Genomic DNA, 24,074 nt, shown 5'->3' with positions numbered 1-24,074 from the left:
AAAGGGTTGCTGTCAACTCCCAATCGACGTGAGCCCGCTCACGTCGGCGACCCGCCGTCACGAGCGGGCGCAACCGCACGGCTGCACCGGCGTGCCGGGGACCGAAACACGCCCGCTCGCGGTGGGCTCAGCGTGCTTTGGCTCCCGGCTGCCAGGGTGTGACCCACGGCCGCGGCGGCCACTTCTCCCGCGCGGCGATCAGCTCGTACATCGTTGCGCCGTCGATGCTTTCGCGGATGATGTCGGCGTGGCCGGCGTGGCGGGCCAGCTCCCCGATCACGTGCAGGATCACCCACCGCACCGACCAGGCGTCGACGTCGTTGGGAAACCAGGGCACGTTGCGGGGCACCGGCACCGCGGCGTCGAGATCGCACGTATCGACCAGCCGCAGCGATTCGGCGTTTTGTGCGACCAGGGCGTCGCACAGCCCCGTCAGGGTGTCGTTTGGGGCCATCACGTACTCGCCTTGGTAGTTCTTGGCGGCCTCGGCGAACGGCAGGCTGTCGGCGGGCGGGGCATCGGGGGCCGCGGCGACCCGCGCCATCCAATGCCGCTGCACACCGGTGGCGTGTTTGATCAGCCCACCGATGGACAACGCGCTGACCGTCGGCGTCGAGCGGGCCTGCTCGTCGGTGAGGCCGTAGGACACCGCCAGGAAGGCGCTCTGGTGATAGGCCAGGTACTGGTGCAGGGCGTCGCGTTCGTCGGCGACGGGCGGGGCGAGGGCGGGCATGCTGGGCTAGACAGTAATGCCCAGCCGGCGGGCACAGGTAGAAACACCCGACCCGCCGAGGTCGGCGGGACCCGCGCGTCTGCTCGTCCGGGGCACCTGTGCCGGTCGTAAAGTGCGGGAATGCGGGTGCTTTCCGCGGAGTCGACCGAGCTGTTCGTCGGGCCGCCCGACGCGCCGCTGCAGCTGGCGCGCATCACCTATACCGACTGCGGCCAGCTGACACCGGTCCGCATCGACGGTCACGGCCTGGCCGGTGAGGCGGTGGCCCAAGCCGGGGACGGCGTCGTCGAAATCCCGGTAGCGGTCGACGACCCGGTCGTCGGCCGGCGGCGCGCCGCGCGCGTGCATACCGCCGGGTTGGCCGTGCCGTTCACCTTCACCGTGGCGGAGCCCGGCTGGACGGTGTTCATGATCAGCCACTTCCACTACGACCCGGTGTGGTGGAACACCCAGGGGGCCTACACCAGCGTCTGGCGCCCGGATCCGCCGAGCAGCTGCCGGAACGGCTTCGAGCTGGTGCGCGCGCATCTGGAGATGGCCCGCCGCGAGCCCGAGTACAAGTTTGTCCTCGCCGAAGTCGACTACCTCAAGCCCTATTGGGACACCCATCCCGAGGACCGCGCCGACCTGCGCCGGTTCATCGCAGAAGGCCGGGTGGAGGTGATGGGCGGCACCTACAACGAGCCCAACACCAACCTCACCAGTGCCGAGACGACGATCCGAAACTTCGTGCACGGCAGCGGATTCCAACGCGACGTGCTGGGCTCCACACCGGCCACCGCCTGGCAGCTCGACGTGTTCGGCCACGACCCGCAGTTTCCCGGCATGGCCGCCGACAGCGGGCTGACGTCGAGTTCGTGGGCCCGCGGACCGCACCACCAGTGGGGGCCGATGCACAGCGACACCGGGCTGGCCGGCATGCAGTTCTGCAGCGAGTTCGAGTGGATCGCGCCATCGGGGCGCGGCCTGCTCACGCACTACATGCCCGCACACTATTCCGCGGGCTGGTGGATGGACGAGTCGGCGTCGCTGGCCGAGGCCGAGCAGGCCACCTACCGGCTGTTCGAGGAGTTGAAGCAGGTGGCGCTCACCCGTAACGTGCTGCTGCCGGTCGGCACCGACTACACCCCGCCGAACAAATGGGTCACCGCCATCCACCGGGACTGGGCGACCCGCTACACCTGGCCGCGGTTCGTGTGCGCGCTGCCGCGGGAGTTTTTCGCCGCGGTCCGCGCCGAGCTGGACACCCACGGGTTGGCGCCGTCGCCGCAAACTCGCGACATGAACCCGATCTATACCGGCAAGGACGTGTCGTTCATCGACACCAAACAAGCCAATCGGGCCGCCGAAACCGCAGTCCTTGACGCTGAGAAGTTCGCCGTGTTCGCCGGGCTGGTGGCCGGCGCCGAGTACCCGCAGGCCGCGCTGGCCAAGGCGTGGGTGCAGCTGGCTTACGGCGCGCACCACGACGCGATCACCGGCTCGGAATCCGACCAGGTCTACCTCGACCTGCTCACCGGCTGGCGCGACGCCTGGGAACTCGGCCGGGCAGTGCGGAATAACTCGCTGGCGCTGCTGTCACGGGCGGTCACTGGCGACGTCGTAGTGTGGAATTCCTTGGCGCACGAGCGAACTGATGTGGTGACAGTTCAGCTGGACACCCCAGGCAGGGTTTTCGATGCCGACGGCGACGAAATGCCCGCGGTGCTCGAGCCCGACGGACGCTCGGTGACGTTTCTGGCTCGCGACGTTCCCTCGCTTGGTTGGCGGGCCTACCGGGTGGTTTCCGGCGAGGCCCCATCGGGCTGGAAGCCCTTGCCGGGCAACGTGATTGCCAACGAGCATTACCGGCTGAGCGTCGACCCGGCGCGCGGCGGCGGGGTGTCGTCCTGGGTGCACGACGGCCGCGAGCTGATCGCCGAGGGAAGGGTCGGCAACGAGCTTGCGCTGTATGAGGAGTACCCGTCACACCCGAGCGCGGGCGAAGGCCCCTGGCACCTGCTGTCCAAGGGCCCCGTGGTGTGCTCTTCGGAAGCCTCCGAGGTGCGCGCCTATCACGGACCGCTCGGGCAGCGGCTGGTCATCCGCGGCCGCATCGGCACACTGCTGCGCTATACCCAGACGCTGACCCTGTGGCACGGCATCGCGCGGGTGGACTGCCGGACCAGGATCGACGAGTTCACCGGCGTCGACCGGTTGCTGCGGCTGCGCTGGCCGTGTCCGGTGGCGGGCGCCATGCCGGTCAGCGAGGTCGGTGACGCCGTCGTCGGCCGCGGCTTCGCGCTGCTGCACGCCGATGGCCGGGCGGTGGACACCGCACGGCATCCATGGACGCTGGATAACCCGGCCTACGGCTGGTTCGGGCTGTCCTCGGCGGCGCGGGTGCGGGTGGGTGACGCGGTGCGGGCGGTGTCGGTGGCCGAGGTGGTGTCGCCGACGGAGACGACTTCGGCTCCGCTGGCACGCGCGCTGATGGTTGCGCTGGTGCGCGCCGGGGTCACGGCCACGTGCAGCGGCGCCGACAAACCCCGCTACGGTCACCTCGGCGTCGATTCCAATTTGCCGGACGCCCGTGTCGCCCTGGGCGGCCCCGACCAAAACGTGTTCACCAAAGCGGTGCTGGCCGCGGCCCACCCGGCCTACGGCGTCGAACTCGACCGTCAGCTCGCGCAGACCGGTCGGGCCAGGGTGTGGGTGCCCGCGGTGGCGCCGCTTGTCACGGCCTGGGTGCCCGGCGCCGACCTGCGCGAGCCGCGGGCACTGCCGGTGCTGGTGGTCGCCGGCCGCGACGACTCCGACCTGGCCGCCGCGGTGGCGGCGCTCGCCGACGACCTCGCCGACGCCGAGGTCGTCGTCACCCAGCAGGTGCCCGCCCAGCTGCCGCCGTTTGAGGCGCGCACGGTGGCGCTGCTCAACCGCGGTGTGCCCAGCTTCGCGGTCGACGTTGACGGGACGCTGCACACCGCGCTGATGCGGTCCTGCACCGGCTGGCCGTCGGGAATCTGGATCGACGGGCCGCGCCGCAGCACTCCCGACGGCTCGGGCTTCCAGCTTCAGCACTGGACCCACGCCTTCGACTACGCGCTGGTCGCCGACCGCGGCGACTGGCGCGACGCCGCCATCCCGGCCCGCAGCGCGGAGTTCTCCCATCCGCTGCTCGCCATGGCGGCCAGCGGGCGCGCCGGCCCGCTGCCCGCGGCCGGATCGTTGCTGCGTGTCGAGCCGGCCGGCGTGGTGCGGCTCGGCGCGCTGAAAGCGGCCGGCAACCCGCTGGCCCGCGGCCGCGCAACGCCCGTTGACCCCGCCGTCGTCGCCATGCGGCTGGTCGAAACCCACGGCACCGACACCGCCGTCAACGTCAGCTCGGCGCTGGGCACGGTATCGGCGGCGTGTTCGGCCGATCTGCTGGAACACCCGCGGCCGCATCAGCCGGCCAGCGTGCTGCACGGCTATCAGATCGCCACGGTCACCGCCCGTCTCGAGATGCCCGAGATCTTCGGCGCCGAGGCCGCCCTGGTAGCGGAAGCCGAAGCCGCGCAACCGCTTTACGCGCGCTACTGGCTGCACAACCGCGGCCCCGCCCCGCTCGGCGGGCTGCCCGTGGTCGCCTACCTGCACCCGCACATCGCGGCCGTCGAGCCGGGCTCCGAGGTAATGCTGCGGCTGACCGTGGCCAGCGACTGCACCGATACCGAGGTCTGCGGCACCGTCACGCTGGTATGCCCGCACGGCTGGGTGCCCGGCCCCGGCCAGCTGCCGGTGAAGTTGCGGCCCGGGGCATATCGGGAGACCGACGTGGTGGTCGCGATGCCGCCGGGCACCGAGGCCGGGCTCTACCCGATCCGTGCCCAACTGCGCCTCACCGGCGACGGGTTGCCGTCCTCGTGGCGACAAGTCGTGGAAGACGTGTGCACGGTCGCCGTCGACGCGCCCGCCGACCACCGGCTGGTGTACCTCGTCGACGGGCCAACCGACGTCGAACTCGCTGCCGGGGGGGCACGCGCGGCTGAGCGTCGTCGTCGGCACCGACGCGCACGCTCCCCCTGGCGATCGAGGCCCATCTCATCAGCCCGTGGGGCACCTGGGACTGGATCGCTCCGGGAGCTTGCGGCGCCGTATTGCCCGCCCGCGGCACGGTCAGCCTCGACTTCGACGTCACGCCACCGGTGGGCGCCGCACCCGGCGAATGGTGGGCCCTGGTTCGGGTCGGGTGTGCCGGCCAGCTGCTGTACTCGCCCGCGGTGAGAGTGAGGATCCGATGATCGTCGCGACGGTCGGCGCGGTGGCAGTGCCGGTCGAGGAGGTCGACGTCCGCGAAACCCGGTTGCGGCACGGCCCGCTCGCCTCGTCGTTACCGGCCCCCGGCACCAGCGAGGGCCGACAGCTGCGCCGCTGGTTGACCCAGCTGATCGTGACCGAACGACTGATTGCCGCCGAGGCCGATGCCGTGGGCCTGACCGCGGCCGACGCGCCCGCCCAAGCCGAGGTGCTGCCGGACCCGACGGCCCGGCTGGAGATCGGCAGCATCGCCGCGGCCGCGTTGGCCGACCCGCGGGCCAGGGCGTTGTTCGCCCACCTGACCGCCGCGGTCGAGGTCAGCGACGACGAGGTGGCCGACTACCATTCCCGCAACCCGATGCGATTCGCCGCCTCCGCGACCCGCCCCGACGGCTGGCGCGGCCCGGCCGCCGCGGCCCCACCGTTGGCGCAGGTGCGCTCCGCGATCACCGCACACCTGCGCGGCGCCGCGCGGCGCCGCGCCTTCCGGATGTGGCTCGACGAACGTCGCGCCGCCCTGGTGTGGCTGGCCCCCGGGTACGAGCACCCGGGCGACCCGCGTCAACCCGACAACACCCACCGGCACTGATCAGATGCTCACGCTCGCCCTCGATGTCGGCGGTACCACGATCGCCGCCGGTCTCGTCGACCCGGCCGGCGCGCTCGTCCACACCGCCACCCGACCCACCCCGAATTCCCCACGCGCCGAAGATGTTTGGGCCGCCGTCGCGGACATGATCGCCGCTGCTCTAGTGGCAGCCCAGGGCGCTGTGCGCGCGGTGGGCGTCGCGTCGGCCGGTCCTATCGACGTGTCCAGCGGCACCGTCAGCCCGATCAACATCACCGGCTGGCGCGGTTTCCCGCTGCGGGACCGCGTCGCGGCCGCTGTGCCCGGCGTGCCGGTCCGGCTGGCCGGCGACGGATTGTGCATGGCTGTGGGCGAGCACCGCTACGGCGCTGGCCGCGGCGCGCGCTTCCTGCTCGGCATCGTGGTGTCCACCGGCGTCGGCGGTGGTCTGGTGCTGGACGGGTCCGGCTACGGCGGGCGCACCGGCAACGCCGGACACGTCGGCCACGTCGTCGTCGACCCGGACGGTCAGCCGTGCTCCTGTGGCCGGCGCGGCTGCGTCGAGACCCTGGCCGCCGGACCGGCCCTGGTCCGCTGGGCGCGCGCCAACGGCTGGGAGGCTCCACCGAGCGTCGGCGCCAAAGAGCTCGCCGATGCCGCCAGGTCCGGCGATCCGGTTGCCGTGCAAGCCTTCCAGCGCGGCGGCGCCGCATTGGCCGCGATGATCGCCTCGGTTGCCGCGGTCTGCGACTTCGACCTCGTCGTTATCGGCGGGGGAGTGGCCAACGCCGGCCCGTTGCTTTTCGACCCGCTGTGCGCGGCGCTGGCCGAGCACAGCGGCCTGGCCTACCTCGGCGGCCTGCGGGTGGCGCCCGCAGAGCTCGGCGGCAATGCCGGGTTACTCGGGGCGGCGACGCTTGCCGGACTCTGAGCCGGGGGTGACGTGCCGTGTGGCGGGCGTCGAGCGATCACACCAGCGCGGCTTTGCCCTGCTGGCCGCGGCCGATCCGGGCGCCGTTTTGGCTGATAGCGGCCACCGCGCTATTGTGGTGGCCGATCCACCGAAGACCGTCGGTCACCGAGGAATCGGTTGAAAGCCCGGGAACATCCCGGCGGCCCACGCAGGAGGACGAGGCCACCACGTCGGCACGCGTCGACGATGCACGCCCCGACCGTATCCTGCGGCGGGGCGTTCGTGATTTCCGGGGCCAGTTCTAAGCGGTCAAAGCCGTGGATGGGCAACGACTGTCACGCCAGCACACGTCAGGAGGCAGGCATGGTCAGGGCTGAGAAGGCCACCGCGGTCGCAGATATCGCGGAGCGGTTCAAGGCCGCAACGGCGACCCTGATCACCGAATACCGCGGGCTGACGGTCGCCAACCTCGCCGAACTGCGCCGCGCGCTGGGCACGTCGGCCACCTATTCGGTGGCCAAGAACACGCTGGTCAAGCGCGCTGCTTCGGAGGCGGGCATCGAGGGTCTCGACGAGCTGTTCGTCGGTCCGACCGCGATCGCCTTCGTGACCGGTGAGCCGGTCGACGCCGCCAAGGCCATCAAGACCTTCGCCAAGGAGCACAAGGCGCTGGTCATCAAGGGCGGCTACATGGATGGCCACCCGCTGAGCGTCGCCGAGGTCGAGCGCATCGCCGACCTGGAATCCCGCGACGTGCTGCTGGCCAAACTGGCCGGCGCGATGAAAGGCAACCTCGCCAAGGCGGCGGGGCTGTTCAACGCGCCGGCCTCGCAAGTGGCCCGGCTCGCCGCCGCGCTGCAGGACAAGAAGGAGGCCGCGCCCGCCGCGGCGACAGACACCCCGGCCGAATAACCCCGTCATCCCCGCACTAAGGAAGGACCTACCCCCATGGCAAAGCTGTCCACCGACGAGCTGCTCGACGCGTTCAAGGAAATGACGCTGTTGGAGCTCTCCGACTTCGTCAAGAAGTTCGAGGAGACCTTCGAGGTCACCGCGGCCGCCCCGGTCGCGGCGGTGGCCGCCGCTCCCGGCGCCGCGCCGGCCGCCGCGGAGGAGGCCGGCGAAGAGCAGACCGAGTTCGACGTCATCCTGGAGTCGGCCGGCGACAAGAAGATCGGCGTCATCAAGGTCGTCCGCGAGATCGTCTCCGGCCTGGGCCTCAAGGAGGCCAAAGACCTCGTCGACGGCGCGCCCAAGCCGCTGCTGGAGAAGGTCGGCAAGGAGGCCGCCGACGAGGCCAAGAGCAAGCTCGAGGCGGCCGGCGCCACCGTCACCGTCAAGTAAGCCGACCCAACCCCGAAGCCGCGGCCCGCTGCGACTGTCGTACACGCTCCGGTGAATCACCGAGCGCCACAAGCAGATTCGCCGTGCCCGCGGCGAGCACGGGCTCGACGGCAGCGGCCCCGCCGGCGTAGTGGCCGGCCAGCTCCAGCATCACGAACCCGTGAATCAACGCCCAAAACTGGGCGGCTATCGCCACTACCGCGGCGTCGTTGTCGGCCGAGCCGGCGGTGATGCGGCCGGCGAGCATCGACCGGTGCACGGCCCGCACCACGTGCGCAAAGCTGGGGTAGCGATCGTTGATCTCGGCCACGCTCACCGCGAGCAGGTTGTGGGCCGGCGCGTTGATGCCGTGCGCGCTGGTACTGCCGAACATCAACCGGTACATGTGGGGGCGCGCCATGGCGTAGCGGCGGTAGGCAATCCCGGTCGCCACCAGGTCGGCGACCGGGTCAGACGTCGGCGGCACCGCCAGCGCTGCGGCGAATTGGCGCAACCCCTCCTGGGCGATCTCGGCGATCAAACCGCGCATCCCGCCGAAGTGGGTGTAGACGGCCATCGTCGAGGTGCCCGCGGCGTTGGCCACCTTGCGGGTCTGCAGCGCGTCGGGGCCATGGTCGTCGAGCAAGCCGACAGCCGCGTGTAACAGCTTGTCCCGCCCGCTGGGCTCGGTCTGCGAAGTCATCGTTGCCATCCTCGCACACCCGGTGTAACGTGCAATAACAACGTTATACCACCGTTATAGGAGTGCCCGTGTCCACGACGTCTACCTCCTCGATCCGTCAGAGCACCGCGCCGAACCCGTACCTGAACGACTTCCTGGCGCCCGTCCACACCGAGGTGACCGCCACCGGCTTACCGGTCACCGGCCACATTCCCGACTACCTGGACGGGCGCTACCTGCGCAACGGGCCCAACCCGGTCGCCGACGTCGACCCGGTGATCTACCACTGGTTCAGCGGAGACGGCATGGTTCACGGCGTCGCGCTGCGCGACGGCAAGGCAAACTGGTACCGCAACCGCTGGATCCGAAGCCCGCGCGTATCGGAGATCCTCGGCGAGCCCGGGCCCACGAGGCTTAGCCCGCGCGCCGGCATGCTCAACCTCGGCGCCAACACGAACGTGCTCACCCACGCCGGGCGCACGCTGGCGCTGGTGGAAGGCGGCGTCGCCAACTACGAACTGACCGACGACCTCGACACCGTGGGCACCTGCGACTTCGACGGCACCCTGGCCGGCGGCTACACCGCGCACCCGCACCGCGATCCGCGCACCGGCGAGCTGCATGCGGTGTCCTATTCTTTCGCGCGCGGGAATACCGTCCAGTACTCGGTGATCGACGCGCAGGGACGGGCGCGCCGCACCGTCGACATCGAGGTGGGCGGCTCGCCGGCGATCCACGACTTTTCGTTGACCGACAAATACGTCGTCATCTACGACCTTCCGGTGACGTTCGATCCGGTGCAGGTGCTACCGGTCAACGTTCCGCGCTGGCTCGGCTTGCCGGCCCGCCTGGTGCTGCAGTCGCTGATCGGACGCGTCCAGATACCGAGCCCGATTCTGGCGAGGATCAACCGCGACCCGAGGCGCAGCGACCGCTATCCCTATGCGTGGAACCCGAAATATCGGGCCCGAATCGGCGTCATGCCCCGCGAGGGCGGCAACGCCGACATCCGGTGGTTCGACATCGAACCGTGCTACGTGTTCCACCCGGTCAACGCCTACTCCGAAAACCGTGACGGCGCCGAAGTCCTCGTCCTCGACGTGGTCCGCTACGAGCGCATGTTCGAGCGTGACCGACGCGGGCCCGGCGACAGCCGTCCGACCCTGGATCGCTGGACCGTCAACCTGGCGACCGGGTCGGTGAGCACCGAACGGCGCGACGACCGCCCGCAAGAGTTCCCCAGGATCAACGAGGGCCTGACCGGCCGCCGGCACCGCTTCGGCTACACCGTCGGCCTGGACGACGGATTCCTCTCCGGCGGGGCGTCGGCATTGCGCACGTCGCTGTACAAGCACGACTACCAGACCGGATCGACCGCCGTCGCCGCCTTCGATCCGGACTTGGTGATCGGAGAGATGTGCTTCGTGCCGGCACCGTCGGCCCGCCCGCAGGGCCACGCCGAAGACGACGGCATCCTGATGGGCTTCGGCTACCACCGCGGCCGCGACGAGGGCCAACTGCTCGTGCTCGATGCCCAGACGTGTGAGCCGGTCGCCATCGTGCACCTGCCCCAGCGGGTGCCGATGGGATTTCATGGCAACTGGGCGCCCAACACCTGACGGCCGCTTGGGTCGGGGCAGCCGCCCCAGGGCAATGGTTGACCGGTTGCGCTACAGTGACACATACCACAGGCCACGAGCCGGTGGCGGGAGTTGGGCCGTCGGAAGGATTTCGCATGGGTATCGCGATCGAGGTTGAGGGGCTGACCAAGTCCTTCGGACCCCAGCGGATCTGGGAAGACGTCACGATGGAGATCCCCGCCGGCGAGGTCAGCGTGCTGCTGGGCCCGTCGGGTACCGGTAAGTCGGTGTTCCTGAAGTCGTTGATCGGGCTGCTCAAGCCGGAGCGGGGGTCGGTCATCGTCGATGGCACCGATATCACCGAGTGCTCGGCCAAGGAGCTCTACGAGATCCGGCGGCTCTTCGGCGTGATGTTCCAAGACGGTGCGCTGTTCGGGTCGATGAACATCTACGACAACACGGCGTTCCCGTTGCGTGAGCACACCAAGAAAAAGGAAAGCGAAATCCGTGACATCGTCATGGAAAAGCTGGAGATGGTCGGTCTTGCCGGTGACGAGAAGAAGTTCCCCGGCGAGATCTCCGGCGGTATGCGCAAGCGCGCCGGATTGGCCCGCTCGCTGGTGCTGGACCCCGAGATCATCCTGTGCGACGAGCCCGACTCGGGTTTGGACCCGGTTCGCACCGCCTATCTGAGCCAGCTGCTGATCGACATCAACGCCCAAATCGACGCCACGATCCTGATCGTCACGCACAACATCAACATCGCCCGCACCGTGCCGGACAACATCGGCATGCTGTTTCGCCGCAAGCTGGTGATGTTCGGGCCTCGGGAAGTGCTGCTGACCAGCGACGAGCCGGTCGTTCGGCAATTCCTCAACGGCCGGCGCATCGGCCCGATCGGCATGTCGGAGGAAAAAGACGAGGCCACCATGGCCGAGGAGCAGGCCCAGGTCGAGGCCGGCCACCACCACGGCGGTGTCGAAGAGATCGAAGGCGTACCACCGCAGATCACCGCCACGCCCGGCATGCCGGAGCGCAGGGCGGTCGCGCGTCGTCAGGCGCGGGTCCGGGCAAACCTGCACCTGCTGCCCAAGAGCGCTCAGGAAGCGATCCTCGACTCGCTGGAGGGCACCCACAAGTACCCGACGCACGAGCTGCCCGACGAGGTGGGCACCGGCCGGCACCGTGGCGACGAGGCATCGACCGCCACGATGCCCACCCAGCGGCCGTAATCAACAATCTGGCGTCAGCGCCCCGCCCGGAAGGAACGCTGCTCGACAACTTCACGACAACTTGGCGCGTCACCCCTTGACGGACGGGCGCAAACGGGTCAGTCTGTTGGGCAGCATGCGTGCACGATCGGTCGAGACGCCAGCCAGCGCCCGATATGTCGATCAGGCTCGTGCACGGTAGTTGAGGAATGCGCCGTCCTGCGCTATGGTTGGACGTTGCGCTGGCTGCTTCCTGCCCATCTCACCCACCACCTGACACCGTGGTCCTAGCCTGAGCCCCCTTTCTGGCTCAGCCGTCTAGTTGTGTGCGTGAGATCCGGACAGATCGTTCGCCAGCCGACCCAACATAGTTACCGCGGCGAACGGGTCCATCACCGGCGAGCCGCACGAGGTGCTGGAAGGATGCATCTTGGCAGTCTCCCGCCAGAGCAAGAAAAACCCCTCAGGTACTCAAAGTTCTTCCTACAACTCCGTCCCCGGAGCACCCAACCGAATTTCCTTCGCCAAGCTGCGGGAACCGCTGGAGGTTCCCGGTCTGCTCGACGTGCAGATCGACTCGTTCGACTGGCTGATCGGGTCGCCGCGCTGGCGCGAGGCCGCTATCGCGCGCGGTGAAGCCAACCCGGTCGGTGGCCTCGAAGAGGTGCTGGACGAGCTCTCGCCGATCGAGGATTTCTCCGGGTCGATGTCGCTGTCCTTCTCCGACCCGCGCTTCGACGAGGTCAAGGCGCCCGTCGACGAATGCAAAGACAAGGACATGACGTTTGCGGCCCCGCTGTTCGTCACCGCGGAGTTCATCAACAACAACACCGGCGAGATCAAGAGCCAGACGGTGTTCATGGGCGACTTCCCGATGATGACCGAAAAGGGCACGTTCATCATCAACGGGACCGAGCGGGTCGTGGTCAGCCAGTTGGTGCGCTCCCCCGGGGTGTACTTCGACGAGACCATCGACAAGTCCACCGAGAAGACGCTGCACTCGGTCAAGGTGATTCCCAGCCGCGGCGCGTGGCTGGAGTTCGACGTCGACAAGCGCGACACCGTCGGCGTGCGCATCGACCGCAAGCGCCGCCAGCCGGTCACCGTGCTGCTCAAGGCGCTGGGCTGGACCAACGAACAGATCACCGAGCGGTTCGGCTTCTCCGAGATCATGATGTCGACGTTGGAGAAGGACAACACCGTCGGCACCGACGACGCATTGCTGGACATCTACCGCAAGCTGCGTCCGGGTGAACCGCCCACCAAGGAGTCCGCGCAGACCCTGCTGGAGAACCTGTTCTTCAAAGAAAAGCGCTACGACCTGGCCCGGGTTGGCCGTTACAAGGTCAACAAGAAACTCGGCCTGAACACCGAGAATGCGCCGACGAGCACGACCCTGACCGAAGCGGACGTCGTCGCCACCATCGAATACCTGGTGCGCCTGCACGAGGGGCACGCCACGATGAAGGTCCCCGGCGGCGTCGAGGTGCCGGTGGAGACCGATGACATCGACCACTTCGGCAACCGGCGGCTGCGCACGGTCGGCGAGCTGATCCAAAACCAGATCCGGGTCGGCATGTCGAGGATGGAGCGGGTGGTCCGCGAGCGGATGACCACCCAGGACGTCGAGGCGATCACGCCGCAGACCTTGATCAACATCCGGCCCGTCGTGGCCGCGATCAAGGAATTCTTCGGCACCAGCCAGCTCTCGCAGTTCATGGACCAGAACAACCCGCTGTCCGGGCTCACCCACAAGCGGCGGCTCTCGGCGCTCGGCCCGGGCGGTCTGTCGCGGGAGCGGGCCGGACTGGAGGTGCGCGACGTGCACTCGTCCCACTACGGGCGGATGTGCCCGATCGAGACCCCGGAAGGGCCGAACATCGGGCTGATCGGCTCGCTGTCGGTGTACGCGCGGGTCAACCCGTACGGGTTCATCGAGACGCCGTACCGCAAGGTGGTCGACGGTGTGGTCACCGACGAGATCGAGTACCTGACCGCCGACGAGGAGGACCGTCACGTGGTGGCCCAGGCAAACTCGCCGATCGACGAGGACGGCCGTTTCACCGAGCCGCGGGTGCTGGTGCGCCGCAAGGGCGGGGAGGTCGAGTACGTGTCCTCCTCCGAGGTGGACTACATGGACGTCTCACCGCGCCAGATGGTCTCGGTGGCGACCGCGATGATCCCGTTCCTCGAGCACGACGACGCCAACCGGGCCCCTGATGGGCGCCAACATGCAGCGCCAGGCGGTCCCGTTGGTGCGCAGCGAGGCCCCGCTGGTGGGCACCGGGATGGAATTGCGCGCCGCGATCGACGCCGGCGACGTCGTCGTCGCCGACAAGAGCGGTGTCGTCGAAGAGGTGTCGGCCGACTACATCACGGTGATGGCCGACGACGGCACCCGCCACACCTACCGGCTGCGCAAGTTCGCCCGGTCCAACCACGGCACCTGCGCCAACCAGCGCCCGATCGTCGACGCCGGGGACCGGGTCGAGGCGGGCCAGGTGATCGCCGACGGCCCGTGCACCGACCACGGCGAGATGGCGCTGGGCAAGAACCTGCTGGTCGCGATCATGCCGTGGGAGGGGCACAACTACGAGGACGCGATCATCATCTCCAACCGGCTCGTCGAGGAGGACATCCTCACCTCGATCCACATCGAGGAACACGAGATCGACGCCCGCGACACCAAACTGGGCGCCGAGGAGATCACCCGCGACATCCCCAACGTCTCCGATGAGGTGCTGGCCGACCTCGACGAGCGCGGCATCGTTCGGATCGGCGCCGAGGTCCGTGACGGCGACATCCTGGTCGGCAAGGTGACCCCGAAGGGGGGAGACCGAGCTGACCCCCGAGGAGCGGCTGCTGCGCGCCATCTTCGGGGAGAAGGCCCGCGAGGTGCGCGACACCTCACTGAAGGTGCCGCACGGCGAGTCCGGCAAGGTCATCGGCATCCGGGTGTTCTCCCGCGAGGACGACGACGAGCTGCCGGCCGGGGTCAACGAGCTGGTCCGGGTCTACGTCGCACAGAAACGCAAGATCTCCGACGGCGACAAGCTGGCCGGCCGGCACGGCAACAAGGGTGTGATCGGCAAGATCCTGCCGGTCGAGGACATGCCGTTTTTGCCGGACGGCACGCCGGTGGACATCATCCTCAACACCCACGGGGTGCCGCGGCGGATGAACATCGGCCAGATCCTGGAAACCCACCTGGGCTGGTGCGCCCACAGCGGCTGGAAGGTCGACACGTCAAAGGGAGTGCCGGACTGGGCATCTCGGTTGCCCGAGGAGCTGCTGGAGGCCGAGCCGAACAAGATCGTGTCGACCCCGGTGTTCGACGGCGCCCGGGAGGAGGAGCTGCAGGGGTTGCTGTCAGCCACGCTGCCCAACCGAGACGGCGACGTGCTGGTCGACGGCGACGGCAAGGCGACACTGTTCGACGGCCGCTCCGGTGAGCCGTTCCCGTACCCGGTGACGGTCGGCTACATGTACATCATGAAGCTGCACCACCTGGTCGACGACAAGATCCACGCCCGCTCCACCGGCCCGTATTCGATGATCACCCAGCAGCCGCTGGGTGGTAAGGCGCAGTTCGGTGGCCAGCGCTTCGGTGAGATGGAGTGCTGGGCCATGCAGGCCTATGGCGCGGCCTACACGCTGCAGGAGCTGCTGACGATCAAGTCCGACGACACCGTTGGGCGGGTCAAGGTGTACGAGGCGATCGTCAAGGGCGAGAACATCCCGGAGCCGGGCATCCCCGAGTCGTTCAAGGTGCTGCTCAAGGAGCTGCAGTCGCTGTGCCTCAACGTCGAGGTGCTCTCCAGCGACGGTGCTGCCATCGAGTTGCGCGAAGGCGAAGACGAGGACCTGGAACGCGCTGCGGCTAACTTGGGAATCAACTTGTCCCGCAACGAATCTGCCTCTGTTGAGGACCTTGCTTAATAGTTACTAGTCCCGAAAAGGGGAAAGGGAGTTACGTGCTCGACGTCAACTTCTTCGATGAGCTCCGCATCGGCCTGGCCACCGCGGACGATATCCGGCAATGGTCTTACGGCGAGGTCAAGAAGCCGGAGACCATCAACTACCGCACGCTGAAGCCGGAGAAGGACGGGCTGTTCTGCGAGAAGATCTTCGGACCGACTCGCGACTGGGAGTGCTACTGCGGCAAATACAAGCGCGTGCGCTTCAAGGGCATCATCTGTGAGCGCTGCGGAGTGGAGGTCACCCGCGCCAAGGTGCGCCGTGAGCGGATGGGCCACATCGAGCTGGCCGCACCCGTCACCCACATCTGGTACTTCAAGGGCGTGCCTTCGCGGCTGGGGTATTTGCTCGATTTGGCGCCGAAGGATCTGGAGAAGATCATCTACTTCGCGGCGTATGTCATCACCGACGTCGACGAGGAGCTGCGCCACAACGAGCTGTCCACGCTCGAGGCCGAGATGGCCACCGAGCGCAAGCAGATCGAGGACCAGCGTGACGCCGAGCTGGAGGCGCGCGCCCAGAAGCTGGAAGCCGACCTGGCCCAGTTGGAGGCCGAAGGCGCCAAAGCCGATGCCCGGCGCAAGGTTCGCGACGGCGGCGAGCGGGAGATGCGCCAGATCCGCGACCGGGCGCAGCGTGAGCTGGACCGGCTGCAGGAGATCTGGGACACCTTCACCAAGCTGGCCCCCAAGCAGCTGATCGTCGACGAGAACCTCTACCGCGAGCTGGTCGACCGCTACGGCGAGTACTTCACCGGCGCCATGGGCGCGGAGGCGATCCAGAAACTCATCGAGAACTTCGACATCGACGCCGAGGCCGAGGCGCTGCGCGAAGTTATCCGAAACGGGAAGGGGCAGAAGAAGCTTCGCGCTCTCAAACGGCTGAAGGTGGTGGCTGCGTTCCAGCAGTCGTCGAACTCGCCGATGGGCATGGTGCTTGACGCCGTCCCGGTGATCCCGCCGGAACTCCGCCCGATGGTGCAGCTCGACGGCGGCCGGTTCGCCACGTCGGATCTCAACGACCTGTATCGGCGGGTGATCAACCGCAACAACCGGCTCAAGCGACTGATCGACCTCGGCGCGCCCGAGATCATCGTCAACAACGAGAAGCGGATGCTGCAGGAGTCGGTGGACGCGCTGTTCGACAACGGCCGCCGGGGTCGCCCGGTCACCGGGCCGGGCAACCGTCCGCTGAAGTCGCTCTCGGATCTGCTCAAGGGCAAGCAGGGCCGGTTCCGCCAGAATCTGCTCGGCAAGCGGGTCGACTACTCGGGCCGCTCGGTGATCGTGGTCGGCCCGCAGCTCAAGCTGCACCAGTGCGGTCTGCCCAAGCTGATGGCGCTGGAGCTGTTCAAGCCGTTCGTGATGAAGCGGCTGGTCGACCTCAACCACGCGCAAAACATCAAGAGCGCCAAGCGGATGGTGGAGCGTCAGCGTCCGCAGGTGTGGGATGTGCTCGAGGAGGTCATCGCCGAGCACCCGGTGCTGCTGAACCGCGCACCAACCCTGCACCGCCTCGGCATCCAGGCCTTCGAGCCAATGCTGATCGAAGGCAAGGCGATTCAGCTGCACCCGTTGGTGTGTGAGGCGTTCAACGCCGACTTCGACGGTGACCAGATGGCGGTGCACCTGCCATTGAGCGCCGAGGCACAGGCCGAGGCCCGGATCTTGATGCTGTCCTCCAACAACATCCTGTCGCCGGCGTCGGGGCGTCCGCTGGCCATGCCGCGGCTGGACATGGTCACCGGGTTGTACTACCTGACCACCGAGGTGCCCGGCGACACCGGTGAATACCAGCCGGCCACCAAGGACTCGCCCGAGCGGGGCGTGTACAGCTCGCCGGCCGAGGCGATCATGGCGATGGACCGCGGCGCTTTGAGCGTGCGGGCCAAAATCAAGGTGCGGTTGAGCCAGCTGCGCCCGCCCATCGAAATCGAGGACGAGCTGTTCGGCCGAAACGGTTGGCGCCCAGGGGATTCCTGGATGGCGGAGACCACGCTGGGCCGGGTGATGTTCAACGAACTGTTGCCGATGGGTTACCCCTACGTCAACAAGCAGATGCACAAGAAGGTGCAGGCCACCATCATCAACGATCTCGCCGAGCGCTACCCGATGATCGTGGTCGCCCAGACCGTCGACAAGCTAAAAGACGCCGGTTTCTACTGGGCCACCCGCTCGGGTGTCACGGTGTCGATGGCCGACGTGCTGGTGCCGCCGAACAAGCAGGAGATCCTCGACGCCTACGAGGAGCGGGCCGACAAGGTCGAAAAGCAGTTCCAGCGTGGTGCTTTGAACCACGACGAGCGCAACGAGGCGCTGGTGGAAATCTGGAAGGAAGCCACCGACGAGGTGGGTCAGGCGCTGCGCGAGCACTACCCGGACGACAACCCGATCATCACGATCGTGGAATCCGGTGCCACGGGTAACTTCACCCAGACCCGCACACTCGCGGGGATGAAGGGGTTGGTGACCAACCCGAAGGGGGAGTTCATTCCGCGCCCGATCAAGTCGTCGTTCCGCGAGGGCCTGACCGTGTTGGAGTACTTCATCAACACCCACGGCGCGCGGAAAGGCCTGGCCGACACCGCATTACGTACCGCCGACTCCGGTTACCTGACCCGCCGGCTGGTGGACGTTTCGCAGGACGTCATCGTCCGCGAGGCGGACTGCGGCACCGAACGCGGCATCACGGTCGAGCTGGCCGAGCGTCAGCCCGACGGCACGCTCATCCGCGACCCGTTCATCGAGACGTCCGCGTACGCACGCACATTGGGCGTCGACGCGGTCGACAAGGACGGCAACGTCATCGTCGAACGCGGTCGCGACCTGGGCGATCCGGAGATCGAGGCACTGCTGGCGGCGGGCATCACCTCGGTGAAGGTGCGCTCGGTGCTGACCTGTGCGACCGGCATGGGTGTGTGCGCGACCTGCTACGGGCGGTCCATGGCCACCGGCAAGCTCGTCGACATCGGCGAAGCTGTCGGCATCGTGGCCGCGCAGTCCATCGGGGAGCCGGGTACACAGCTGACCATGCGCACGTTCCACCAGGGTGGTGTCGGTGAGGACATCGTCAGCGGTCTGCCGCGGGTGCAGGAGCTGTTCGAGGCCCGCATCCCGCGCGGCAAGGCGCCGATCGCCGACGTCAGCGGACGGGTGCGACTCGAGGAGGGCGACCGCTTCTACAAGATCACCATCGTTCCCGACGACGGTGGCGAGGAAGTGGTCTACGACAAGCTTTCCAAGCGCCAGCGGCTGCGGGTCTTCAAGCACGAGGACGGCAGCGAACGGGTGCTCGCCGACGGCGACCACGTCGAGGTGGGCCAGCAGCTGATGGAAGGCTCCGCCGACCCGCACGAGGTGCTGCGGGTGCAGGGTCCGCGCGAGGTGCAGATCCATCTCGTCAAGGAGGTCCAGCAGGTCTACCGGGCCCAGGGCGTGTCGATCCACGACAAGCACATCGAGGTGATCGTGCGCCAGATGCTGCGCCGGGTGACGATCATCGACTCGGGGTCGACGGAGTTCTTGCCGGGTTCGCTGATCGACCGGGCCGAGTTCGAGGCCGAGAACCGTCGGGTGGTGGCCGAGGGCGGCGAGCCCGCCGCCGGTCGTCCGGTGTTGATGGGGATCACCAAGGCGTCGCTGGCCACCGACTCGTGGCTCTCCGCGGCGTCGTTCCAGGAGACCACGCGAGTGCTGACCGATGCGGCGATCAACTGCCGCAGCGACAAGCTCAACGGTTTGAAGGAGAACGTGATCATCGGCAAGCTGATCCCGGCCGGTACCGGGATCGCCCGCTACCGCAATATCCAGGTGCAGCCGACCGAGGAGGCCCGGGCCGCGGCGTACACGATCCCGTCCTACGAGGACCAGTACTACAGCCCGGACTTCGGCCAGGCCACCGGTGCCGCGGTGCCGCTGGACGACTACGGCTACAGCGACTACCGCTAGTCCTCGCCGAGCAGACGCAGAATCGCACGCCCAGTGCCTTGGCGATGCGATTCTGCGTCTGCTCGCCGTTATCCCCAGGGCTGGTTAGCCAACTTGGCGTAACCGCCGCATGCTGCCGGGGTGCACGGTGACGCGATTGCGGTCCTGGAAAAGGGCGGTGGGTTCGCAACTACAGCACAGCTGCTCGCCGTTATGACCCGTCAACAGCTTGATGTCCAAGTGAAAAACGGCGGTCTCGTCCGGGTGTGGTATGGGGTCTACGCCGCAGCTGAGCCGGACCTCTTGGGACGTTTAGCTGCGTTGGATCTTTTCGTGGGCCGACATGTCGTCGCGTGTATGGGAACCGCCGCAAGGTTGTACGGGTTCGACGTGGAAAACTCTACTGCGATACACGTTTTGGATCCTGCGGTGCGGATGCGGCCAACCACCCGGCTGATGGTTCACCAGCGGACTGGTGCAGAATTGCGGCACGTTGCAGGCCGTCTCGCGACGGCGCCGGCATGGACCGCTATTGAAGTCGCACGCGAGTTGCCACGTCCGCGCGCATTGGCAACCCTCGACGCAGCCCTGCGCTCGGGTTGGACGACCCAGCGCGAACTTGAGCGCGCTGTGCACGAGCAGCGCGGACGACGTGGCATCGTCGCCGTACGCGGGCTGCTTCCCTATGCCGATGCGCGGGCGGAGTCGGCAATGGAAAGCGAAGCACGCCTTGTGATGATCGATTACAAGTTGCCACTTCCCGAACTGCAGTACGAGATTCGGGGTCGAAACGGCGAGATATGGCGAGTGGACTTTGCGTGGCCGGAGGCGCGGGTCGCGGCGGAATACGAAAGCGTTGAATGGCATGTGGGTCGGCTTGAGATGATCAGAGACAAAGCCCGATTCGCAAGGGTGCAAGAACTTGGCTGGACGGTAATTCCGGTTGTGGTCGACGACGTGCGACGCCATCCTGATCTCTTGGCGGCCAGGATTGGCCGACACCTCGCGCGGTCCCGGATAGCGGGCTGACCCACTACACCTGGCCAGCAGACGCAGAATCGCACGCCAAGTGCCTTAGCGATGCGATTCTGCGTCTGCTCGCCGGAAACCCAGAGCGACTAGACTGGCCGACGTGCTCATTGGATCGCACGTAAGTCCCCAGGATCCCCTTGCCGCCGCCGAAGCAGAAGGCGCCGACCTCGTGCAGATCTTCCTGGGCAACCCGCAGAGCTGGAAAAAGCCAAAGCCGCGCGACGACGCCCCTCGGCTGAGGTCGGCAAGCCTGCCGGTGTACGTGCACGCGCCGTATCTGATCAACGTCGCGTCGGCCAACAACCGGGTGCGCATCCCGTCGCGCAAGATCCTTCAAGACACCTGCGACGCCGCCGCCGATATCGGGGCCGCCGCCGTGATCGTGCACGGCGGCCATGCCGACGATAACGACATCCGGGCGGGCTGCGAGCGATGGCGCAAGACGATGGAGCGACTGGAAACCGACGTGCCGGTCTACCTGGAGAACACCGCCGGCGGTGAGCACGCGATGGCCCGTCACTTCGAGACCATCGCACGGCTCTGGGACCACATCGGCGATACCGGCATCGGCTTTTGCCTCGACACCTGTCACGCCTGGGCGGCGGGCGAGGCGCTGATCGACGCCGTCGATCGCATCAAGACCATCACCGGTCGCATCGACCTGGTGCACTGCAACGACTCACGGGACGCCGCAGGCTCAGGCGCGGACCGCCACGCCAATATCGGCGCCGGTCAGATTGATCCGGAATTGTTGATCGCGGTGGTTACCGCGGCCGATGCGCCCGTCGTCTGCGAGACGGCCGATGAGGGCCGCAAAGACGACATCGCTTTTCTTCGCAATCGTGTCGGCTAGGCCGTCATTTTCGCTCGGCTCGCGGTGCTGATCGGTGTGCTCGCCGACGGCGTCGACGATTTCCCGAGGGCACCAAGCGTGTACTCACTCGATGTCGGCCGCCCGCGCGGTGGTATCGGGTGTATGAGCCCGACGGTCTGCTGGCCGTCATGCTGCACGGTGGCTTCGGCAGCGTGGAACAGGCCGAAAGTTCCTACCCCGACGCAGTGGCCCGCGCATGGAACGGTGGCCCCGCGCGCGACGGCATCGACGATGTCGGCTTGGTCACGGCTGCAGTCGATGACCTGGCCGAGCATCGATGCGACCGGTATCAGCAACGGCGGCATCATGGCCTACCGGCTGGCGTGTAACAGCGGCATTTTCGCCGCCCACAGCCGATGACAGGTGTTACGTCTCTTGTTCAGCTGTCGGAAAAATGTAACACTGAGCCCATGCCAGACACTCATGCCGTCATCAACCAGGTTCCGCCGCTGGAGAACCACAACCCGGCGTCCTCCCCGGTGCTCATCGAGGCACTGATCCGCGAGGGCGGACAGTGGGGCCTTGACGAGGTTACCGAGCTCGGCGCGATCGCGGGTTCCAAGCAAGCGCAACGCTGGGGTGAGCTCGCCGATCGCAACCGGCCCATCCTGCACACCCACGACCGCTACGGGCACCGCATCGACGAGGTGGAATACGACCCGGCCTACCACGAGTTAATGCGCACCGCGATCCGACACGGCCTGCATGCCGCACCCTGGGCGGACGCCCGGCCGGGCGCACACGTGGTACGCGCCGCCAAGACCGGCGTGTGGACCGTCGAACCAGGCCACATGTGCCCGATTTCGATGACCTACGCGGTCGTCCCCGCGTTGCGCAACAATCCGGAGCTGGCCGCTGTCTACGAGCCGCTGCTGACCAGCCGTGAATACGACCCGGAGCTCAAAGTGCCGACCGCGAAAGCCGGTATCACCGCAGGCATGTCGATGACCGAAAAGCAGGGCGGCTCCGACGTGCGGGCCGGCACCACCCAGGCCATCCGCAACGCCGACGGCAGCTACAGCCTGACCGGTCACAAATGGTTCACCTCGGCGCCGATGTGTGACATCTTCCTGGTGCTCGCCCAGGCGCCGGGCGGGCTGTCGTGCTTTTTACTGCCCCGAGTGCTGCCCGATGGCAGCCGCAACCGAATGTTGTTGCAGCGGCTCAAAAACAAGCTCGGCAACCACGCTAACGCCTCCAGCGAAGTGGAATACGACGGGGCGGTCGCGTGGCTGGTCGGTGAGGAGGGCCGCGGCGTGCCGACCATCATTGAGATGGTCAACCTGACCCGGCTGGACTGCACACTGGCCAGCGCCACCAGCATGCGCGCCGGCGTCACGCAGGCCATTCACCATGCTCAACACCGCAAGGCGTTCGGCGCCTACCTCATCGACCAGCCGCTGATGCGAAATGTATTGGCGGACTTGGCTATCGAAGCCGAAGCGGCCACCATGGTGGCGATGCGGATGGCTGGCGCCACTGACAACGCGGTGCGCGGCGACGAAACCGAAGCGCTGCTGCGCCGCATCGGGTTGGCCGCCAGTAAGTACTGGGTGTGCAAGCAGGCCACCCCACATGCCGCGGAAGCGATGGAATGCCTCGGCGGCAACGGCTATATCGAAGACTCGGGCATGCCGCGGCTGTACCGCGAGGCACCGCTGATGGGCATCTGGGAAGGCTCCGGTAACGTCAGCGCCCTGGATACTTTGCGCGCCATGGCAACCCGGCCCGAATGCGTCGACGTGCTGTTCGCCGAGCTGGCCAAGACCGCCGGGCAGGACGCGCGGCTGGACGCCCACGTCCAACGGCTCAAGCCGCAGCTCGCCGACTACGACACCATCCAGTACCGCGCTCGCACCGTCGCCGAACACATCAGCCTCGCGCTGCAGGCCTCGCTGTTGGTGCGCCACGGACATCCGGCCGTCGCCGAGGCGTTCCTGGCCACCCGCCTCGACGGCCGGTGGGGCAGGGCATTCGGCACGCTGCCCACTGGCCTGGACCTGGCGCCGATCCTCGAGAGAGCGCTGGTGAAGGGATGACTCACGCGATCAGGCCGGTCGACTTCGACAACCTCAAGACGATGACCTACGAGGTCACCGACCGAGTTGCGCGGATCACCTTCAACCGGCCGGAAAAGGGCAACGCGATCATCGCCGACACTCCGCTAGAGCTGTCGGCACTGGTCGAGCGGGCCGACTTGGACCCCAATGTGCACGTCATCTTGGTGTCCGGCCGCGGTGAAGGGTTTTGCGCGGGCTTCGATTTGAGTGCCTACGCCGACCGGACAGCCTCGGCCGGCGGCGGCAGCGCATACAAGGGCACGGTCCTCGACGGCAAGACGCAGGCGATCAACCACCTGCCAAACCAGCCCTGGGACCCGATGATCGATTACCAGATGATGAGCCGGTTCGTGCGCGGGTTCTCGGCCCTGATGCACGCCGACAAGCCGACCGTGGTCAAGATCCACGGCTATTGCGTGGCCGGCGGCACCGACATTGCCCTGCACGCCGACCAGGTGATCGCCGCCGCTGACGCCAAAATCGGGTACCCACCGACCCGGGTGTGGGGGGTACCGGCCGCCGGGTTGTGGGCGCACCGCCTGGGCGATCAGCGTGCCAAACGTCTTCTGCTGACCGGAGATTGCATCACCGGTAAGCAGGCCGCCGAGTGGGGTTTGGCGGTGGAGGCGCCGGATCCCGATGAGCTTGACGAGCGCACGGAGCGATTGGTGCAGCGTATCGCCGCCCTGCCGGTCAACCAACTGATCATGGTAAAACTCGCACTGAATTCGGCTCTGCTGCAACAAGGTGTGGCAACCAGCAGGATGGTAAGCACCGTGTTCGATGGCATCGCCCGGCACACACCGGAAGGCCACGCCTTCGTCGCCGACGCCGTCGAGCACGGTTTTCGCGAGGCGGTGCGTCACCGCGACGAGCCATTCGGTGATTACGGTCGCAAGGCTTCCGAGGTCTAAAC

Annotated in this window: 14 protein-coding genes and 2 pseudogenes; 14 read left to right on the top strand and 2 right to left on the bottom strand. The window is 67.5% G+C overall.

What is annotated here, in order from left to right; all coding sequences use genetic code 11:
• Positions 1-127 precede the first annotated feature (127 nt).
• Entirely contained in the window at positions 128-733 is a 606-nt protein-coding gene (locus MHEC_RS20030) for a DinB family protein (RefSeq protein WP_048890301.1), read from the bottom strand.
• Positions 734-853: 120 nt separating this feature from the next.
• On the opposite strand from MHEC_RS20030, the pseudogene MHEC_RS20025 reads away from it, so the two are divergent.
• The 5 genes and pseudogenes from MHEC_RS20025 to rplL all read left to right on the top strand — a co-directional run bounded on the left by MHEC_RS20025 (position 854) and on the right by rplL (position 7,836).
• Positions 854-4,995: pseudogene (locus MHEC_RS20025) on the top strand (glycoside hydrolase family 38 N-terminal domain-containing protein).
• On the top strand, positions 4,992-5,600 hold the full coding sequence (locus tag MHEC_RS20020) for a DUF7158 domain-containing protein (protein ID WP_048890299.1): 609 nt from the start codon (positions 4,992-4,994) through the stop codon (positions 5,598-5,600). The pseudogene MHEC_RS20025 and the gene MHEC_RS20020 overlap by 4 nt, the downstream one beginning before the upstream one ends.
• Before the next feature lie 4 nt (positions 5,601-5,604).
• Entirely contained in the window at positions 5,605-6,510 is a 906-nt protein-coding gene (locus MHEC_RS20015; protein ID WP_048890298.1) for an ROK family protein, read from the top strand.
• A 345-nt stretch (positions 6,511-6,855) separates the two neighbouring features.
• Positions 6,856-7,404, top strand: coding sequence for a 50S ribosomal protein L10 (rplJ, locus tag MHEC_RS20010; RefSeq protein WP_048890297.1), 549 nt, complete (start codon positions 6,856-6,858; stop codon positions 7,402-7,404).
• A gap of 36 nt (positions 7,405-7,440) precedes the next feature.
• Positions 7,441-7,836: a 50S ribosomal protein L7/L12 gene (gene rplL / locus MHEC_RS20005; protein ID WP_048890296.1), complete on the top strand. Its 396-nt coding sequence runs from the start codon at positions 7,441-7,443 to the stop codon at positions 7,834-7,836.
• Here the strand turns inward: rplL and MHEC_RS20000 are convergent.
• Positions 7,829-8,518, bottom strand: a complete 690-nt coding sequence (locus tag MHEC_RS20000; RefSeq protein ID WP_048890295.1) for a TetR/AcrR family transcriptional regulator — start codon at positions 8,516-8,518, stop codon at positions 7,829-7,831. The two genes, rplL and MHEC_RS20000, sit on opposite strands and share 8 nt — an antisense overlap.
• Before the next feature lie 68 nt (positions 8,519-8,586).
• Here MHEC_RS20000 and MHEC_RS19995 point away from each other — a divergent pair, with 68 nt between their 5' ends.
• The 9 genes and pseudogenes from MHEC_RS19995 to MHEC_RS19955 all read left to right on the top strand — a co-directional run bounded on the left by MHEC_RS19995 (position 8,587) and on the right by MHEC_RS19955 (position 24,072).
• Positions 8,587-10,116, top strand: coding sequence for a carotenoid oxygenase family protein (locus MHEC_RS19995; RefSeq protein ID WP_048890373.1), 1,530 nt, complete (start codon positions 8,587-8,589; stop codon positions 10,114-10,116).
• Positions 10,117-10,232: 116 nt separating this feature from the next.
• Positions 10,233-11,309: an ABC transporter ATP-binding protein gene (locus MHEC_RS19990; protein ID WP_048890294.1), complete on the top strand. Its 1,077-nt coding sequence runs from the start codon at positions 10,233-10,235 to the stop codon at positions 11,307-11,309.
• Between the two features lie 409 nt (positions 11,310-11,718).
• Positions 11,719-15,227 (top strand): annotated as a pseudogene (gene rpoB / locus MHEC_RS19985) (DNA-directed RNA polymerase subunit beta).
• A 35-nt stretch (positions 15,228-15,262) separates the two neighbouring features.
• The gene (locus MHEC_RS19980; RefSeq protein WP_048890292.1) at positions 15,263-19,213 is read left to right on the top strand and encodes a DNA-directed RNA polymerase subunit beta'; all 3,951 of its coding nucleotides are present in this window, start codon (positions 15,263-15,265) and stop codon (positions 19,211-19,213) included.
• 120 nt (positions 19,214-19,333) lie between these two features.
• A complete protein-coding gene (locus MHEC_RS19975) occupies positions 19,334-20,221 on the top strand; it encodes a hypothetical protein (protein WP_048890291.1) in 888 nt (295 codons plus the stop codon).
• A 103-nt stretch (positions 20,222-20,324) separates the two neighbouring features.
• On the top strand, positions 20,325-21,077 hold the full coding sequence (locus MHEC_RS19970; RefSeq protein WP_048890290.1) for a deoxyribonuclease IV: 753 nt from the start codon (positions 20,325-20,327) through the stop codon (positions 21,075-21,077).
• Positions 21,078-21,196: 119 nt separating this feature from the next.
• Positions 21,197-21,427 carry an alpha/beta hydrolase family protein gene (locus tag MHEC_RS19965; RefSeq protein WP_048890289.1) on the top strand — a complete coding sequence of 77 codons (231 nt, stop codon included), beginning with the start codon at positions 21,197-21,199 and terminating at the stop codon, positions 21,425-21,427.
• A gap of 81 nt (positions 21,428-21,508) precedes the next feature.
• Positions 21,509-23,137: an acyl-CoA dehydrogenase family protein gene (locus MHEC_RS19960; protein WP_048890288.1), complete on the top strand. Its 1,629-nt coding sequence runs from the start codon at positions 21,509-21,511 to the stop codon at positions 23,135-23,137.
• Positions 23,134-24,072 (top strand): crotonase/enoyl-CoA hydratase family protein, encoded by a 939-nt coding sequence (locus MHEC_RS19955; RefSeq protein WP_048890287.1) that lies wholly within the window; start codon positions 23,134-23,136, stop codon positions 24,070-24,072. The genes MHEC_RS19960 and MHEC_RS19955 overlap by 4 nt, the downstream gene beginning before the upstream one ends.
• Positions 24,073-24,074: the final 2 nt, after the last annotated feature.

It is taken from the genome of Mycobacterium heckeshornense (assembly GCF_016592155.1).
Classification (GTDB): Bacteria; Actinomycetota; Actinomycetes; order Mycobacteriales; family Mycobacteriaceae; genus Mycobacterium; species Mycobacterium heckeshornense.
This window is presented reverse-complemented; position numbering and strand designations above follow the sequence as displayed.

What these genes read in the sequence shown, in the direction of transcription:
- MHEC_RS20030 (WP_048890301.1), bottom strand. Translation starts at nt 733, where the DNA reads ATGCCCGCCCTCGCCCCGCCCGTCGCCGACGAACGCGACGCCCTGCAC.
- MHEC_RS20020 (WP_048890299.1), top strand. Translation starts at nt 4,992, where the DNA reads ATGATCGTCGCGACGGTCGGCGCGGTGGCAGTGCCGGTCGAGGAGGTC.
- MHEC_RS20015 (WP_048890298.1), top strand. Translation starts at nt 5,605, where the DNA reads ATGCTCACGCTCGCCCTCGATGTCGGCGGTACCACGATCGCCGCCGGT.
- rplJ (WP_048890297.1), top strand. Translation starts at nt 6,856, where the DNA reads ATGGTCAGGGCTGAGAAGGCCACCGCGGTCGCAGATATCGCGGAGCGG.
- rplL (WP_048890296.1), top strand. Translation starts at nt 7,441, where the DNA reads ATGGCAAAGCTGTCCACCGACGAGCTGCTCGACGCGTTCAAGGAAATG.
- MHEC_RS20000 (WP_048890295.1), bottom strand. Translation starts at nt 8,518, where the DNA reads ATGACTTCGCAGACCGAGCCCAGCGGGCGGGACAAGCTGTTACACGCG.
- MHEC_RS19990 (WP_048890294.1), top strand. Translation starts at nt 10,233, where the DNA reads ATGGGTATCGCGATCGAGGTTGAGGGGCTGACCAAGTCCTTCGGACCC.
- MHEC_RS19960 (WP_048890288.1), top strand. Translation starts at nt 21,509, where the DNA reads ATGCCAGACACTCATGCCGTCATCAACCAGGTTCCGCCGCTGGAGAAC.
- MHEC_RS19955 (WP_048890287.1), top strand. Translation starts at nt 23,134, where the DNA reads ATGACTCACGCGATCAGGCCGGTCGACTTCGACAACCTCAAGACGATG.